This is a genomic window from Colwellia meonggei, from assembly GCF_057537295.1.
Genome location: NZ_BAAJLZ010000002.1, coordinates 399062 through 415548 on the forward strand (window position 1 = coordinate 399062; position 16487 = coordinate 415548).

The following is a 16487-nucleotide window of genomic DNA, read 5'->3' on the forward strand; positions in this document are numbered from 1 at the left end:
ATCACTAACATCGAAAACCTACTCGTGTGATTAAGTATAACCCAATCACACGAGGATAGAAGTCTAAGCTAACTTGTCAGTTGCAATGTGATAGTCAGGATCTTCAATCACATTGATTTCAACTAAACTACCCGCTTTGGTTAACAGCTGTGTACATTCTTTACTTAAATGCCTTAAGTGCATTTGCTTGCCACGACTAATATAACGTTCTGCTAAGGTGTCAATTGCTTCAATTGCTGAATGATCAGCAACGCGAGAGTTTTTAAACTCAACAATAACATCATCGCTGTCGTTATCCATATCGAACTGCTCTAAGAAGCTTGAAACTGAACCAAAAAATAAAGGGCCACTTACGTCATAAACAGTCGAACCTTTTTCATTCATTGAGCGGTGAACAACTACATGCTTAGCATGTTCCCATGCAAAAACTAACGCCGAAACAATAACACCAACAACTACGGCAATTGCTAAGTCTGTAGCAACAGTTACACCAGAAACTAAAATAATTACAAATGCATCAGCTTTTGGAACCTTGCCTAAAATTCTAAAACTTGACCATTCAAACGTACCAATAACCACAATAAACATAACACCAACCAGCGCTGCTAGTGGTATTTGCTCAATTAAGCCTGAGGCAAATAGGATAAAACCTAATAATGCTAATGCAGCAGTAATACCAGAAGCACGACCTCGGCCCCCAGAATTAACATTGATCATCGATTGACCAATCATCGCACAACCGCCCATGCCACCAAAGAAACCAGTAACTGTGTTCGCTGCACCTTGAGCAATACATTCTTTATTACCACGACCGCGAGTACCTGTTAATTCATCAATTAACGTTAAAGTTAATAGAGACTCAATTAAGCCAATTGCCGCCAATACCAAAGCAAATGGTAAAATAACTTGAAAAGTTTCAAGATTAAACGGCACACTAGGAATACTAAATTGTGGTAAACCACCAGCAATTGAAGCCGCTGGGTCATTAGTCATATCACGAACAAAATCAACGACGGTACGGGCATCTAAATCTAGGCTTTGCACTAGAATAGTCACAACGACAATAGCGACCAGTGAAGAAGGAACCGCTTTTGTTAACTTAGGTAAAAAATGAATGATTGCCATTGTTAATACAATCAAACCAGCCATAGTATAAAGTTGATTGCCTTGCATCCACTCCATCACCCCCGCATCATTAACCACTTTAAATTGGCCTAATTGCGCTAAGAAAATTACAATAGCTAAACCGTTAACAAAGCCTAACATTACCGGGTGCGGCACTAAGCGAATAAACTTACCAAGCTTAAATAACCCTGCCATTATCTGAAGCACACCAGTTAACACCACAGTTGCAAACAGGTATTCAACCCCATGTATTGCAACTAAACTCACCATAACAACTGCCATAGCACCTGTGGCGCCAGAAATCATACCTGGGCGACCACCAAAAATAGAGGTAATTAAGCCAACCATAAAGGCAGCGTATAAGCCGACAAGAGGCTCTACTCCAGCAACAAAAGCAAAGGCAACTGCTTCTGGTACTAATGCTAATGCAACGGTAAGACCCGACAGCACATCATTTTTTAAATTTGCCGCTTTACTGGCGTGTAATTCAAACATTATTTTCTCAACTTTGATTAAACGTCAAAAATACAAGCGAGCTATAAAATAGGCTTGTATTTAAATACTTTTGCTTTATCCCGATATTGTCTTAATGATAGGCAATAAGAACGAAAATCGTTATTTTTCGGGTTGTGAAGGCGCGGGAATACTATAGAAATAGCGCTAAAATGTCAATAAATGCTCAAAATTACATCATAAATTTCAAGCAAATATAAAACAGTCTCGCATTAGAAAGGAATTGCGGTAACTTAGTGATTAGCCACTAATAATTGATTCACGTTCATTTAGAAATGCTTTAATTTCATCACGTGAGCCCAGAATGTGTTGCTTTAATAACGCAACGGCATTATCAACATCACGCGCTTTACACAAAGCTAATATTTCATTGTGCTCAGATTCTGCTTTTGAAATTCCGCCAGCCCAAAGTAAGTGCATGCGAATGTATCGGTCGGCATTTTTATTTAAAGTGTTAACTAAATCCTGAGTCTGCGGACGGTCAGCACCTGAATATAAACAGTTATGATAATCAGAGTTTAATTCACTCCACGTATTAGCTGCATTCTCTTTACCAAGTGCTTTATCTAGCTTCTTCAATAACTGCGTCGCTTCTTCAAGCTTTTCATCAGTGATATAAGGTAAAGAATTAGTCAGTAAATCAGCTTCTAACATGGCACGAAGTTCAAATAATTCATCAACTTGATCAGCATTCAATTCAGTTGCCGTTGCCCCTTTATGTGGCTCAAACGCCACTAGGCCTTCAGCTTCCAATTGCAATAATGCTTCTCGAACAGGAATACGGCTGACATTTAACTCTTCTGCTAAGGCTGCTTGTCGCAACGGTTGACCAGCTTTAATCTCACCGCTTAAAATCTTTTCTCTAAGGGTTTCAACAACTAATTGAGTTCTGGTTTTATATACTATGCTCATACAAGGCTTCCTAAAAATGTTACCGCTATTATAGAGATCCGCACGCTAAACACAAAAAAAAAGAGTTATTGTTAATAACTCTTTTGATTACTTAGTAAAAACTATTGAAAAATTTAAAGTTTATTAAGACTTTAATAATTCAGGCAGCAACTCGTTTGGCATATTTTGGTAACAAATTGGTCGTTGAAAACGTTTAATTGCTTCACTACCCACAGAGGTTGTTCTGATATTAGTTGAGGCAGGGAATGGCCCACCATGATTCATTGAAGCACAAACCTCAACGCCAGTAGGCATTTGATTGTAAATTAAGCGTCCAACTTTATGTGCTGTCGCTACTGCAACTTGTTTGGCATTTGCAAGATCACTTTCAGTAGCATGAATACTAGCCGTTAAGTTACCTTTCAATAATGTGATTGCTTGCAGCATGTCGTTAAAGTCAGCACATTTAACAATAAGCGCTGACGAACCAAACACTTCTTCTTGTAATAGCGGATTAGCAGAAAATGTTGCTAAATCAGTACTAAATAGCGCCGCTTGACAAAAATGTTCAACGCCAGCCTGCCCTTGTGCTAATAAATCAACGCCTGCAATATCTTGCCATTGAGCAACAGCTTGTTTATAGGAATTGGCAATGCCAGGGGTTAGCATCACACCCGCTGATGTTTTTGCTATTTCTGCAGCAGCCGTTTCAGCAAATAGTGGATATTCTGCACCATCGATAACGAACCAAACACCTGGGCTAGTGCAAAATTGTCCTTGCCCCATCATTAGTGATGCAACTAGCGCTGAAGCAAGCTCAGATGCATCAGCAGCTAACTTATTAGCAAGAATAAATTGTGGATTAACACTACCAAGTTCGCCGTAAAATGGAATTGGCTCTGCTCTTTGATTAATTTGCTGTTGTAAGATCATACCTACTCGTTCTGAGCCTGTAAAACCAACGGCTTTAACAAGTGGATGCGTTACAATCTGACTAGAAATAGCGTAGTTTTTCCCTTGTATTAGCGAAAAAATACCTGGGTCTATTTCTGCTATTGCAATCGCTTTTAAAATAGCTTGAGCAATCAATTCTGCAGTTGCAGGGTGTGCAGCATGAGCTTTCATAACAACCGGACAACCAGCAGCAAGTGCTGACGCTGTATCACCGCCTGCTGTTGAAAATGCTAGCGGGAAGTTGCTCGCAGCAAAAACACCGACAACGCCTAGTGGTAAATAGCCGAGTCTTGTATCAGGCTTTGGAAGTGGAGCTCGCTTTGTATCAGCTAAATCAATAACCGCTTGGTATTCGCCACTATCTAATAAATCAGCAAAAAGGTTTAATTGCCCTACGGTTCGTCCACGCTCTCCTTGAATACGCATAGCGGGTAAACCGGTTTCCGCACAAGCCATTTCAACTAGCTCATCACCTAATTGCACTATTTGTTCGCCAATAGTACGCAAAAATGTTGCTCGTTTGGTAGCAGGTAACTGACTATAGCTGGTAAATGCACGCTGAGCTGCGGTAATAGCATTTTCAATTTCTTGCTCGCTGGCATCAGCAAACTTATCTATCATTGCCGTATTTTCAACGGCATTAAAGGCAGTAAAACCGTTTTCAGTTTCACCAGACCACTGTCCCGCAATTAAATTCTTACCTGTAATTGTCATAATAATCTCTTTAAATTTTCAATACGTTAAAATTAAAACCGTGAAGAATTACTAAGCTTCACTAAGTAACAACAAACCCCATGGCATAAGGGTCACTATCATCAATTGTGATGCAATTCTTACCAAACACATGTGCCCAACCTTGAATACTTGGCATAATTGCCGCCACAGGGCCATTTGATGTTTCTAGCTCTACAACACCTTCAACTTTGCCAACAAATTGGCTACCAATGTAGCTTTCATGAACAAAGCTATCACCCAACTTTAACTTACCTTTAGCGAATAATTGCGCCATGCGTGCACTTGTTCCGGTACCACATGGGGAACGGTCAATAGCTTTATCACCATAAAAAACAGCATTTGCTGCATCAGAGCCGTCAGTTTGAGTTTTGCCTGTCCATAAAACGTGTGATACGCCGGAAACCGTGTCATCATTCGGATGTATGCAAGTTAAGGTTTTGTCGGCGATTTTACGAATAATCGGACTCCAGTGAAGAATATCGCCAGCGCTCCATTGGTCTATACCGGGAAAGTTTTCTTGTGGTTCAACAATAACGTAGTAATTGCCGCCATAGGAGACATCAACCACCAGTTGTCCTAAACCAGGAACATCTATTGCAACATCTTGATGGGCAAGAAACGAAGCAACATTATATATACGTACTGCTGTTACTTTTTCATCACTCATTTGGTAATCAATATTGATTTGCCCTGCTGGCACATCTAATACTAATTTTCCGGGTGTTTTGGGTGTTAGTAGGCCATTTTCTAAGGCAGCAGTAACAGTACCTATGGTGCCATGACCACACATAGGCAGACAGCCTGATGTTTCGATAAATAAAATAGCGCCATCAGCATTTTTGCTGCATGCAGGATATAAAAACGCACCTGACATCATGTCATGCCCGCGGGGCTCAAACATTAAGCCTTGACGTATCCAATCGTAGTTTTCTAAAAAGTCTTGTCGCTTTTCGCTCATTGTCTCGCCTGTTAAATCAGGGTGACCACTAGTAACAAGGCGAACCGGGTTGCCACAAGTATGGGCATCAAGACAAAAAAATGTTCCTTTAATCATGTTAAATTTTACATCCATCAACTGCTGTTAATCATTTACGAGTCGTAATAAGTAGGCAAATAATCATACTTATTAACAAAGAAAGGCTACCGTATATCTATCTCAGTAGCCTATTTCGTAAGTATTAATCTAAGTTGAATTTACTGAGATCAATACGAGTTGCTACAGCGTCGTTATATAATTTTTCAACCCTTGCTCGCTCTTCACCAACGAGTGGCATTCTCGGCGCTCGGGTCACTTCACTACCGCGACCAGCCAATTGTTCACAATATTTAATACACTGAACTAAAGTCGGAATCGTATCTAAGCGTAATAAAGGCAAGAACCAGCGCCAAATTTCCAATGCTTCTTGGTAGCGCCCCTGCTCTGCCAATTTAAAAATAGCCACTGACTCTTGTGGAAAAACGTTGGTTAAACCTGAAATCCAACCTGTACAACCTAACATTAAGCTTTCTAGTGCAATATCATCAACACCACCAAAAACAATGTAGCGATCGCCAAATGCGGCAAATAACTCTGAAATTCGGCGCGTATCTTCTGTCGCTTCTTTTACTGAAACAATCGTCGGTTCTTCAGCTAAAATGCGCATGCCCTCTATTGAAACATCAACACCATAAGTAACTGGGTTATTATAAATCATAATCGGTAAGTTACAGTTACGAGCAACTTGTTGATAGTGATGAATAGCTTCACGTTCACTTGAACGATATACCATACCTGGAAGTACCATTAAGCCATCAATGCCAACTTCTTCACACATTTGTGAATATTCAACAGCAAACTGTGTTGTGGTTTCAGCAACCCCAGAAATTACTGGAACACGCCCTGCAACAACTTCTTTAACAGCGATAAGAATGGCACGTTTTTCTTCACGAGTATGTGAGCAATTTTCACCAACAGTACCTAAGGCGATAATTCCATCAACCCCTTCTTTAATAAGGCTATCAACCATTGTTTTTGTTGCATCAAAGTTAATTGACATATCATCAAAGTATTGAGTTGTTACCGCTGGGTATACACCTTTCCAGTTTATATTCTTCATAAGTCTTCTTGATCCGTTAATTGTGTTTAGCTATTTAAAACTATTGCTAGAAATAATATCGCATATTGTATACAATATTTTAAATCATACAAGCATAAGCGTTAATTTTTATTTTCTAGGTTGAATAACATGCAGTTTAACAATCATAATTTCTCGAATTATCAAAGCATTAATACTATCGACGCCCATACCGAAGGTGAGCCGCTCCGTATAATTACTGACGGATACCCTGAAATTAAAGGTAATACTATTCTAGAAAAGCGGCAATACCTGCACGACAATTTAGACAACCTTAGACAATTACTGATGTTTGAGCCACGTGGACACGCTGATATGTACGGTGCATTGATTACAGAGCCATGCAGCACTGACGCGAAATTTGGCATTTTATTTATGCATAATGAAGGCTATAGCAGTATGTGTGGACACGGTATTATTGCCGCCGTATCAGTAGCGATAGAAAGCCAAACCTTGGCCATGCCAAAACAAGGAGAAGTAATTGGCATCGACTCTCCCGCAGGTTTTATTAAAGCTTATGCGAAACATGATCAACAAAATAAACTCGCGGTTAGTTTTGATAACGTACCTTCATTTGTTGAAGTACTTGCTCAATCAATAGAGTTACCAGAGTTCGGCGCCATTCAATACGATATTGCCTTTGGTGGCGCTTACTATGCTTATGTGGATGCTGACGCGTTAAATATTGACTGTACACCTGAGAACCAACAGCAGCTGATCGACGTCGGGCGTGCCATAAAGCAGGCGGTAATGGCGAACTATTCTATCAAGCACCCTATAGAAGAAGATTTAAGCTTCCTCTACGGCACTATTTTTTACTCCAATAAAACGGATGCAATCAGCTCTCACTCTCGTCACGTTTGTGTATTTGCTGACGGTGAGGTTGACCGCTCTCCAACAGGTACTGGGGTAAGCGCGCGCGTCGCTTTACTTCGTGAGAAAGAAAATTTACCTGTCGAACAAGACGTCGTTATTGAAAGTATTGTTGGCGGAAAAATGACTGTCAGCATTCAAAATGTCTGTGACTATCATGGTAAAACCGCAGTTATACCGAGAGTATCTGGACGGGCATTTATTACCGGTTGTCATAAATTTATGCTCAGCACTGACGATATTTTTCCACAAGGTTTTATATTAAGGTAACTCCAGCGCCTAAATATTTTCATCGTTAAGAATAGTTAGAAAAAGAAGATGTAAACAATGAATAACATTGCAGTAGATAATTCAAATAACAAATCATCGGAAGCACCACGAAGTGTTGCCGTTATAGGCGCAGGTATTATCGGAATTAACTGCGCACTTGAATTGCAGTCGTTAGGCTTTCAAGTAACACTAATTGATAAATCAGGTATTGGAGAAGGTTGTTCAAAAGCTAATGCTGGCCACTTTGCCACCGAGCAAGTTTTTCCACTAGCAGAAGTTAGCTTACTTTGGCAACTACCTAAACTGCTGTTTAATCCGCTAGGCCCTATGGCATTGTCACCGAAATACTTTCCAAAGGCACTCCCTTGGTTTTTAAAATTTATAGGTAATATGTTTACCACTAAAAGAGCAAAGAATAGCCAAGCGCTCGCACCATTAATCAACATGCTATTGACTATTACAAGCCATTGCTTCGAGCTGCAGGTGCAGAGCATTTATTAACAACTAAAGGCAGTTTACTGGTGTTTGAAAGTAAAAATCGTAACGACGCTGTTAAAGCTTTCGAACATTATAAAAGTGCAGGAATTGCTGTTAAGCTGCTTGATAGAGCGCAAACCTTATTATTAGAGCCTAATTTAAGCGCTAATATTCATTACTCACTTTATTTTACCGAAGTAGCACATACCGCAAACCCATTTGAAATTTGTCAGGTGCTCTCACAACAAGCATTACAAATAGGAGCGCAACAAATTCATGCTGCAGTTTCCGACATTAACCCCGTCAATGATCAAGTAGAAATCAGCATGCAATCATCAGCTGACACAACTTCTTCGCCTGAAGTTAGAATACAAGTATTTGATGCGGTGGTGATTGCAACGGGTGCTTGGTCAAAGCCGTTATTAGCAAAACTTGGCTATAAGTTACCGATAGAAGCTGAACGAGGTTACAGTTTAGATCTGGCGAAGAACAGTTCGCCACAGTTGAATAGACCTGTTGCTTCAGCTGAACGAAAGTTTATTATTACACCTATGTCACACGGTTTACGCCTTGCTGGCACCGTTGAGTTTGCGGGATTAGAAGCTCCTGAGAATATGCAGCGGGCGGATATGTTGTTTGAAAACGCCAAACACCTTCTAACGGAACTTCCTCATTCTTGTAAAAAAGATAGCAACGAAGAAAAACGATGGATGGGTTGTCGCCCCTCCCTGCCCGACTCACTACCTGTTATTGGTCAAGCAACTAAGCATAACTCGATATATTTTGCGCTAGGTCATCAACATTTAGGCTTAACATTAGGTGCTATAACGGGAAAATTAATCGGCCAAGTAATGAGCAATAAGAAAACCGATATTGATATCACACCATTTAGTATCAAGCGCTTTAATTGACCATGAAAATATTTTGAACACTTTCGCTGCGGCCTTCGGCTCATCCCCGTCGTTGGCTGTGGCACCCTTTCAAGCAATTTCAAGCGATATTGAGATAAGTAAAATAGAAATATCTTAATGAAAATTAAATCACACTAGTAACTTACCTAATTTCTGTTATCGTAAATTATCTAAATATGTAATTACCGAATGTAATGTTCGAGCGTATTAACCGAATCTAATAACAATAAAAAAGTGTGATTTTATGGCGAGCAAGCACAACAAACTAGCTTTTATATTTTTTTTATTTGCTGTACTTGCAGCTATTTATATTAAATCGTCTGTTTCACCTCTCTGGGTTGAGCAAAGTCATGTTTACGATGTAAGTACCAATTCATCAGGCTTATTAAGTTATACCTATAAAGGCCAACAAGTTATTATTGATAATGTGGTTGCTTATCATGACTCGCCACTAAACCAACAACATCTCAATCGCACTGAAGGAACTCCAACATTAGTTCAGCAATGGGTACGTGATGAAAACAAACAACTTAAGCTACTAAAACCGGCTTTTCATTTTGGTGCCTGGTCGTTACTACCAGCCCTGATAACAATATTGTTATGTTTGCTTACCCGGGAGCCTTTAACAGCACTTCTTGGTGGGATCGTTGTTGGTGCTATTATGCTTGGTCGATATGATCTAACCGACAAAGTGATTATTCCTAACCTAGCGAAAGAAGGTACAGCAGCATTGTTATTACTTTACTTATGGCTATTAGGTGGGTTGCTTGGTATTTGGTCGAAAACGGGCGCTGCACAAGCATTTGCAAGCTATATGACCAAGCACTTTGTCAAAGGCAGAAAATCAGCAAAATTAGTTTCTTGGCTACTAGGAGTATTATTTTTCCAAGGTGGCACCATGAGTACGGTTTTAGTTGGCACCACCGTTAGACCTTTGGCAGACAAAGCAAAAGTTAGCCATGAAGAAATGAGCTACATTGTTGATTCAACCGCATCACCCATTGCTTCAATACTTGCCTTCAATGCATGGCCAGCATATGTGCAAGCACTGATATTTATTCCTGGGGTATCGTTTCTAGCAACAGAAGCCGACCGTATTGCCTTTTTCTTTCAAAGTATCCCATTTAGTTTTTACAGCATTTTTGCCGTAACCGGTACTTTCCTACTCAGTATTAATGTTACAACATTTGCTGGCAAGCGCATTCGTTTGGCAAAGCAGCGAGCAGAAGTTGAAGGCAAACTAGATGCACCAACGGCTAAACCGCTGAGTGCTAAGGAATTACAGGAATCAAATGTACCATCAGGTTACGTGCCGCATATTATTGAATTTGTATTGCCCTTAATCACCTTAACCGCAATTGCTATTGGTAGTTTTGTTTTGCTTGGCTCACCTAAAATTAACTGGGCTTTCGGCGCAGCATTATTATTATCAGCCATTATTGCTATCATCAAAGGCATGTCGTTACACCATGTTATAGACGGATTTAGCCAAGGGTTAAAAGGCGTAGTTTTTGCGTCAGTTATTTTAATGCTTGCGGTGATTATCGGCAGTATCAGTAAAGAAACTGGCGGTGGCTTATTTTTAGTATCATTGCTTGGCGAGCAATTGCCTTTTTGGTGCTTACCGGTAATTTTACAGTTAATGACGATGATCATCGCCTTTTCTACCGGTACCAGTTGGGGCACCTACGCCATTGCCTTTCCATTAGCAATGCCTTTAGCTTGGGCAATTTGCCAAAGTCAAGGATTAGCCAACCCTGAATTATTTATGATGTTATGTTTTGCCACTGTCCTTAATGGTAGTGTTTTTGGTGATCAGTGCTCACCTATTTCAGATACGACGATTCTCAGTGCAATGACCACAGGTTGTGACTTAATGGATCATGTTAAATCACAGCTAATTCCAGCAACAATAGCAGCAACAATTGCCGGAGCGTTATGGACAGCAACCGCCTATTTCTTTGTATAACTTAGTGGTAAATGTTAATTAAATATTGATAAAGTACATAATGAAGTGATTTCAATTATTTTTATAAATAACAAAAGTTAACAATAAAACTTTTCTTGTATACATTGATAACCAGAGCATCTTGTTACTATTTTTTAACAACGAACATCGAGCTTGTTTTGGATCAATAAAGTAGTTGAGTTCGGCTCGTATAATAAAACTTTATTCTGGTAAATTTTAGCGATATGAACCAACAACTTATCATTTTTTTTAAGGCACTTTTAGGCAGCTGCAAAGATCTACTGCCTATTGTACTTGTCATCGCTTTTTTTCAATTCGCTGTTTTGCAGCAACCTATGCCAAATCTAGGTGATATCTTTATAGGCCTAATATTGGTTGTATTAGGTTTAACATTTTTTATTTATGGCTTAGAAATGGGTTTATTTCCCATTGGTGAGTCAATGGCTAAAGCTTTCGCTAAAAAGGGCAGTATTGTTTGGCTATTAACTTTTGCCTTTTGCTTAGGGTTCGGTACCACGGTTGCTGAACCGTCATTAATTGCCGTGGCCGCAGAAGCCGCTACCGTTGCAGCCAGTGGTGGCATTATCGAAGCAACAGATATCTCACAAAATGAATATGCGAATGGCTTACGCTATACCGTAGCCTTTGCTGTAGGTTTAGCTATTGTGATTGGTGTACTGCGTATTATTCGCGGCTGGCCTATTCAATACTTGATTCTTGGCGGCTATGTCCTGGTTGTTATTATGACGGCCTTCGCCCCGACTTGGATTATTGGTATCGCCTATGACTCAGGCGGTGTTACTACATCAACAATAACCGTACCTTTAGTTACTGCATTAGGTGTTGGTTTAGCATCATCAATAAAAGGCAGAAATCCAATGATAGACGGTTTTGGCTTAATCGCATTTGCGTCGTTAACGCCGATGATATTTGTGATGGCCTACGGCATGGTACTAAGCTAATGACAAACACACATTCTTTAACATTTAATGGAGCCTACTAGCTTGGATTTACTGATCGAGTTTATTGACACGTTAAAGTCAACCGTTGTTGATGTGCTGCCAATATTGTCAATAATTCTGGTATTTCAGTTGTTAGTTATTCGACAGCCGATACCACATATTAAGCAAGTCGGCTTTGGTTTCCTCTATGTTTTGATCGGCTTGGCTCTATTTTTACTTGGTCTTGAAAAAGCTTTATTTCCACTAGGAAAAATGATGGCTGAACAGTTAACAGCAACCGAGTTCATCAACCCTGCTGGTATTGCCGACAGTGCACTCAATTGGAGTTATTACGGTTGGGTATATGTATTTGCTGCTGCCATAGGATTCAGTACAACAATTGCTGAGCCTTCACTTATTGCCGTGGCATTAAAAGCCGAAGAAGTATCAGGAGGCGGCATTAAAGCCAATAGTTTACGTATTGCGGTTGCCATAGGTGTTGCAATTGGTATTGCGCTTGGCAGCTACCGAATTGTGGTTGGTCACCCAATTCATTACTACATTATTTGTGGCTATATTGTTGTGGTTATTCAAACATTTTTCTGCCCTAAAATGATTGTACCACTAGCTTACGATTCAGGTGGCGTTACCACATCAACCGTAACCGTGCCATTAGTTGCCGCACTCGGTTTAGGGCTAGCGAGTACCATACCAGGTCGAAGCCCATTGATTGATGGTTTTGGTCTTATTGCTTTTGCCAGTTTATTTCCGATAATTGCAGTTATGGCCTATGCACAAATTACACACATTCGTACAAGAAATTAACTTAATAGTGAGAACGAAAAATGCATTTTAAATTGATCATTGCATTTGTTGAAGATGCCGTTACCGAAAAGGTAATGAAAGAAGCTCGTATGGCGGGCGCCACAGGGGCAACCATTATTAATAATGCTCGCGGTGAAGGTATCAAGCGCCAAAGAACATTTTTTGGTATGCAACTTGAAACCCAACGTGACGTATTAATGTTTGTTGTAGAAGAACACTTATGTCGGAAAATACTAGAGCGAATAGCTACCGTTGCAGGATTTGATGAAGAACCCGGTAAAGGTATTGCCATACAAATTGATATTCAAGACGCTGTAGGCGTTGCCCACCAAGTGGAACGTTTAAAAGGTAAAATTGAGGAAGAAATATGAGCCATAAACTAGTGCAAGTTAAAGATGCTATGACAACCGACAGCTACCAATTTACTGATGGTATGGTTACTGTTGCCGAAGGCATAAAGCTAGCTAAACAACATAATGTCAGCGCATTAATTATTAACAAACGTCATGAAAATGATGAGTTTGGTTTAGTGTTATTATCCGACATCGCAAAACAAGTTATTGCTAAAGACCGCTCTCCAGAACGAGTGAATTTATACGAAATTATGGCTAAGCCATTATTGTCGGTATCGCCAGAAATGGACGTTCGCTATTGCGCAAGGCTATTTGAAAACTTCGGTATTAACACAGCACCTGTTATTGAAAGTCAGCAAGTTATCGGCTTAGTCAATTACACCAATATGGTACTTACATTATTAGGTGACGAATAGTTTAGGGTTAAGAGTACCGCTTGCTAAAATAAAACTAAGGTATGATCTTTAAATCAGGCGTACCTTTTTTTATCGGAGTAATATTATCATTATTTGGCAGCATGGGTACCTTAACAATAAAGCAACAACCATGTTCGCTGTCAGCAATTTTTATCGTACCGCCGAGCTTAGTGTGCACTAAGTTATAAACAATATTCATACCTAACCCAGAGCCACCTAAGCCGCGCTTAGTAGTAACAAAAGGGTCAAATATTTTATCTTTGACTTCGCAGCTAATTCCTTTTCCATCATCTTTATAAATCAGAATAAGGCTGTCTTCATTGGCTTGAAAATCAATGCTAATCTCACCATCAATACGATCTTCAAAGCCATGAATATGGGAGTTTGTTAAAAAGTTAGTTAGTATTTGATTCCATGCACTCGGATACGTTACTAAGCTAATTTTTTTATCGACATTAATGTCAATGGTATAGTTCTTTTGTTTGAATAACGTTTTAACCGTATTAACAATATCATCAACATGTTGTGCCAAATTAATGTTAATTTTAGGGTCAGTATGTTGCTCTACAGCGACTGACTTAAAACCACGAATTAACTCTACCGCTTTATTTAAACTACGTTCGATTATTTGCTCATACTCAACAAACATATTTAAAATTGAAGTAAGTTGCTTTTTGGTTAATTGCTCTTCAATTAAGGCGTGATTTAATTCGGCTATTTTTTCTTTTAAGGCACTTACCGAAGTCACACAAATACCTAACGGTGTGTTTACCTCATGCGCAACACCAGCAACTAATTGCCCTAATGATGCCATTTTTTCAGATTGTACTAACTGATCTTTTGCTAGCGTCAATTCGTTTAATGATTGCTGCAATTGCTGGTTACTCTCAGCAAGCTTTGCAGTTCGTTCATAAACCTTTATTTCAAGATCACCATTTAAGTTTATTAGCGCGTTTTCAGCATCTTCTAGCTTAATGATGTCATTTTTTAAGGTTAATCGCATACCGTTAATTGCACTCACAAGCTCATCGAGTTCATCCGTCTCTTCCTTGCGATTTAGCAGTGCTAATGGTTCATCTAAATTTTGACCGCTGAGTGCTTTTGAATAAGCGGTTATTCGATATAAATGCTTAGTGATTAACCAATGAACTATAAAAAAGGTACAAAACGCGACCATAAAAATTTTGATGAATTCAGAAATAATAATAAAGCCAGCTTTTTGCTTAATGCTTTGATAGATATCTTGGTAGTCTGCAGAAATAACCATAGCGCCTATGGTATTACCTTCAAACACAATGGAGTAAGTTCTAGTTTTAGGCGGATTAGAAATTGCTTGGCCAACCTCGTATACTTTGCCAAAGCTGGTGGTAATTTTTACGTGTCGAATATCTGGTAGTCGCTCTATACCAACAATTTGTTGTTGAACTAAAGGTTCATTAAAGTCCCACAAACTAGTGGATATTGACTGGTTAAAACTTAATTCAATATTATGAAAACGCTCTTCAAGCGTAGATACTCCACCTTGAAAATCAACATAAAGCTGGATCATTGTCGAGCATACAGATAAAAATGCACTACATAAGAAAATATAAACAAATACACGTCGGCTTAACCTATTGTTAAATGCGCCTTTATTCGACATTATCTTATCCATGAAACCCGTTTAGTATTATTATAACAACCAGAAGTTAGCTGCAATATACATCCTTACATCGTAGCACCATTTATATAGAAGTGGGCTGTAATGTCAAATAGCAAACGGATTAAATTTTTGAAATTTCCAATTAAGTTTGCCTTTTTAACTAGCTAGATTGCATATAAGTCTCTATATCAATTACAGTTCTTGGAATTGCTGCTGATAAATTTTCATGCCCACTGGCAGTAACTAAAATGTCATCTTCAATTCTTATTGCAATACCACGCCACTTTTCTGCCACGTCTAAGCAATCACTTGGAAAGTAAAGACCCGGCTCAATGGTAAAAACCATATTTTCTTCTAATTTCCGCCACTGATTATCATCGTCATGATAGCGACCGACATCATGTACATCCATTCCAAGCCAATGACCGGTTTTATGAACAGTGAATTGACGATAGCATTCATTTCTCATAACTTCTTCAAAGCTATCGGTAATAATGCCTAACTCAATTAAACCTTGTGCCATAACTTCAATACAAGTTTGATAAATATCATTCCATACTAAGCCTGGTTTAACTTTCGCAATTGCCGCATCAATGGCAGCTAATACTAATTGATAAATTTCTTGCTGTGCATCACTAAACTTACCGTTTATCGGCCAAGTTCTAGTGATGTCACTACAATAGTGTTGATATTCAGCGCCAGCATCAATCAATACCAAATCACCATGGTTCAAGGTACTGTTATTATCTTCATAATGTAAGCAACAGCCGTTATTGCCGCTGGCAACAATACTTGGGTAGGCAACATCCCGACATCCAAAATTAGCAATTTCTCGATCAAAAATAGCTTGTAGCTGCAATTCATTCATCATAGGTTTACATTGTTTCATCATAGCTTTATGACCATGAATTGAAGCCTGAACTGCATGACGAACTAAGGCTACCTCATCTTCTGATTTAATAACGCGCGCATTATGTAAAAGTGGCTGCAATGGCAACAAATGTCGATACACTTTAGGAATATCAAACCCCGTTGAACGGCGCTGTTGATGCAGCCAAGTAGAGACTTTATCAGCATAAAACTCCTGCTCATCTAAAATATAAACTTTACAACGTTGCTCTAATAACTGAGGTATTTGCTGATGAATTTCATTCACACTATATGCTTGGTCAGCATTAAAATTCCGCTTAGCACCTTCAAGTCCTGCTCTTGCACCGAAACTTGTTTCTGCCGCAGCATTATTCTCGCGAACAAATAAAATAAACTCGGCATTGTGTTGTGGTCTGATCAATGCAACAGCATTAGGTTCAGTGAAGCCTGTTAAATAGTACAAATCATTATCAGGGCGAAAATGGTAATTAATATTTTTACTGCGCGTTTTTGCTTGATTGCCGACAATAATAACCACACTGTCTTGGTCCAGTTGTTGAACTAGCCATTGCCGGCGTTGAGCATATTTATCCATTGCTTTTCTCTTA

The 16487-nt window shown here is 39.2% G+C and carries 15 protein-coding genes; 8 read left to right on the forward strand and 7 right to left on the reverse strand.

Annotated features, from left to right (window positions below; all coding sequences use genetic code 11):
• Window positions 1–63: 63 nt before the first annotated feature.
• From AC27E9_RS07925 to AC27E9_RS07945, 5 genes are all read right to left on the reverse strand, one after another.
• A complete protein-coding gene (locus AC27E9_RS07925) occupies window positions 64–1620 on the reverse strand; it encodes a SulP family inorganic anion transporter (protein ID WP_487128943.1) in 1557 nt (518 codons plus the stop codon).
• A gap of 258 nt (window positions 1621–1878) precedes the next feature.
• Window positions 1879–2550 carry a GntR family transcriptional regulator gene (locus tag AC27E9_RS07930; protein WP_487128945.1) on the reverse strand — a complete coding sequence of 224 codons (672 nt, stop codon included), beginning with the start codon at window positions 2548–2550 and terminating at the stop codon, window positions 1879–1881.
• Between the two features lie 123 nt (window positions 2551–2673).
• Window positions 2674–4197 carry an aldehyde dehydrogenase (NADP(+)) gene (locus AC27E9_RS07935; protein ID WP_487128947.1) on the reverse strand — a complete coding sequence of 508 codons (1524 nt, stop codon included), beginning with the start codon at window positions 4195–4197 and terminating at the stop codon, window positions 2674–2676.
• A 61-nt stretch (window positions 4198–4258) separates the two neighbouring features.
• Complete coding sequence (locus AC27E9_RS07940) at window positions 4259–5272, reverse strand: 4-hydroxyproline epimerase (RefSeq protein WP_487128949.1); 1014 nt, start codon at window positions 5270–5272, stop codon at window positions 4259–4261.
• A 124-nt stretch (window positions 5273–5396) separates the two neighbouring features.
• Window positions 5397–6314, reverse strand: a complete 918-nt coding sequence (locus AC27E9_RS07945; RefSeq protein ID WP_487128951.1) for a dihydrodipicolinate synthase family protein — start codon at window positions 6312–6314, stop codon at window positions 5397–5399.
• A 129-nt stretch (window positions 6315–6443) separates the two neighbouring features.
• Here AC27E9_RS07945 and AC27E9_RS07950 point away from each other — a divergent pair, with 129 nt between their 5' ends.
• The 8 genes from AC27E9_RS07950 (at window position 6444) to AC27E9_RS07985 (ending at window position 13367) form a co-directional block, all read left to right on the forward strand.
• On the forward strand, window positions 6444–7475 hold the full coding sequence (locus AC27E9_RS07950) for a proline racemase family protein (RefSeq protein WP_487128953.1): 1032 nt from the start codon (window positions 6444–6446) through the stop codon (window positions 7473–7475).
• A gap of 57 nt (window positions 7476–7532) precedes the next feature.
• Window positions 7533–7976 (forward strand): FAD-dependent oxidoreductase, encoded by a 444-nt coding sequence (locus tag AC27E9_RS07955; RefSeq protein WP_487128955.1) that lies wholly within the window; start codon window positions 7533–7535, stop codon window positions 7974–7976.
• Window positions 7943–8863, forward strand: a complete 921-nt coding sequence (locus AC27E9_RS07960) for an NAD(P)/FAD-dependent oxidoreductase (protein ID WP_487128957.1) — start codon at window positions 7943–7945, stop codon at window positions 8861–8863. The genes AC27E9_RS07955 and AC27E9_RS07960 overlap by 34 nt, the downstream gene beginning before the upstream one ends.
• Before the next feature lie 244 nt (window positions 8864–9107).
• The gene (locus tag AC27E9_RS07965; protein ID WP_487128958.1) at window positions 9108–10832 is read left to right on the forward strand and encodes a Na+/H+ antiporter NhaC family protein; all 1725 of its coding nucleotides are present in this window, start codon (window positions 9108–9110) and stop codon (window positions 10830–10832) included.
• A 224-nt stretch (window positions 10833–11056) separates the two neighbouring features.
• The gene (locus tag AC27E9_RS07970; protein WP_487128960.1) at window positions 11057–11794 is read left to right on the forward strand and encodes a DUF1538 family protein; all 738 of its coding nucleotides are present in this window, start codon (window positions 11057–11059) and stop codon (window positions 11792–11794) included.
• A 42-nt stretch (window positions 11795–11836) separates the two neighbouring features.
• Window positions 11837–12598, forward strand: a complete 762-nt coding sequence (locus AC27E9_RS07975) for a DUF1538 domain-containing protein (RefSeq protein ID WP_487128962.1) — start codon at window positions 11837–11839, stop codon at window positions 12596–12598.
• A 20-nt stretch (window positions 12599–12618) separates the two neighbouring features.
• The gene (locus AC27E9_RS07980; protein WP_487080449.1) at window positions 12619–12969 is read left to right on the forward strand and encodes a P-II family nitrogen regulator; all 351 of its coding nucleotides are present in this window, start codon (window positions 12619–12621) and stop codon (window positions 12967–12969) included.
• Window positions 12966–13367, forward strand: a complete 402-nt coding sequence (locus AC27E9_RS07985) for a CBS domain-containing protein (RefSeq protein WP_487128964.1) — start codon at window positions 12966–12968, stop codon at window positions 13365–13367. Before AC27E9_RS07980 ends, AC27E9_RS07985 begins: the two co-directional genes overlap by 4 nt.
• A gap of 34 nt (window positions 13368–13401) precedes the next feature.
• On the opposite strand, the gene AC27E9_RS07990 is transcribed toward AC27E9_RS07985, so the two are convergent.
• The gene (locus AC27E9_RS07990; RefSeq protein WP_487128966.1) at window positions 13402–15009 is read right to left on the reverse strand and encodes a sensor histidine kinase; all 1608 of its coding nucleotides are present in this window, start codon (window positions 15007–15009) and stop codon (window positions 13402–13404) included.
• Window positions 15010–15169: 160 nt separating this feature from the next.
• Window positions 15170–16474: an aminopeptidase P N-terminal domain-containing protein gene (locus tag AC27E9_RS07995; RefSeq protein ID WP_487128968.1), complete on the reverse strand. Its 1305-nt coding sequence runs from the start codon at window positions 16472–16474 to the stop codon at window positions 15170–15172.
• Window positions 16475–16487 lie beyond the last annotated feature (13 nt).

What these genes read in the sequence shown, in the direction of transcription:
- AC27E9_RS07970 (WP_487128960.1), top strand. Translation starts at nt 11,057, where the DNA reads ATGAACCAACAACTTATCATTTTTTTTAAGGCACTTTTAGGCAGCTGC.
- AC27E9_RS07980 (WP_487080449.1), top strand. Translation starts at nt 12,619, where the DNA reads ATGCATTTTAAATTGATCATTGCATTTGTTGAAGATGCCGTTACCGAA.
- AC27E9_RS07945 (WP_487128951.1), bottom strand. Translation starts at nt 6,314, where the DNA reads ATGAAGAATATAAACTGGAAAGGTGTATACCCAGCGGTAACAACTCAA.
- AC27E9_RS07995 (WP_487128968.1), bottom strand. Translation starts at nt 16,474, where the DNA reads ATGGATAAATATGCTCAACGCCGGCAATGGCTAGTTCAACAACTGGAC.
- AC27E9_RS07950 (WP_487128953.1), top strand. Translation starts at nt 6,444, where the DNA reads ATGCAGTTTAACAATCATAATTTCTCGAATTATCAAAGCATTAATACT.
- AC27E9_RS07930 (WP_487128945.1), bottom strand. Translation starts at nt 2,550, where the DNA reads ATGAGCATAGTATATAAAACCAGAACTCAATTAGTTGTTGAAACCCTT.
- AC27E9_RS07925 (WP_487128943.1), bottom strand. Translation starts at nt 1,620, where the DNA reads ATGTTTGAATTACACGCCAGTAAAGCGGCAAATTTAAAAAATGATGTG.
- AC27E9_RS07985 (WP_487128964.1), top strand. Translation starts at nt 12,966, where the DNA reads ATGAGCCATAAACTAGTGCAAGTTAAAGATGCTATGACAACCGACAGC.
- AC27E9_RS07955 (WP_487128955.1), top strand. Translation starts at nt 7,533, where the DNA reads ATGAATAACATTGCAGTAGATAATTCAAATAACAAATCATCGGAAGCA.
- AC27E9_RS07965 (WP_487128958.1), top strand. Translation starts at nt 9,108, where the DNA reads ATGGCGAGCAAGCACAACAAACTAGCTTTTATATTTTTTTTATTTGCT.
- AC27E9_RS07935 (WP_487128947.1), bottom strand. Translation starts at nt 4,197, where the DNA reads ATGACAATTACAGGTAAGAATTTAATTGCGGGACAGTGGTCTGGTGAA.
- AC27E9_RS07940 (WP_487128949.1), bottom strand. Translation starts at nt 5,272, where the DNA reads ATGATTAAAGGAACATTTTTTTGTCTTGATGCCCATACTTGTGGCAAC.
- AC27E9_RS07990 (WP_487128966.1), bottom strand. Translation starts at nt 15,009, where the DNA reads ATGTCGAATAAAGGCGCATTTAACAATAGGTTAAGCCGACGTGTATTT.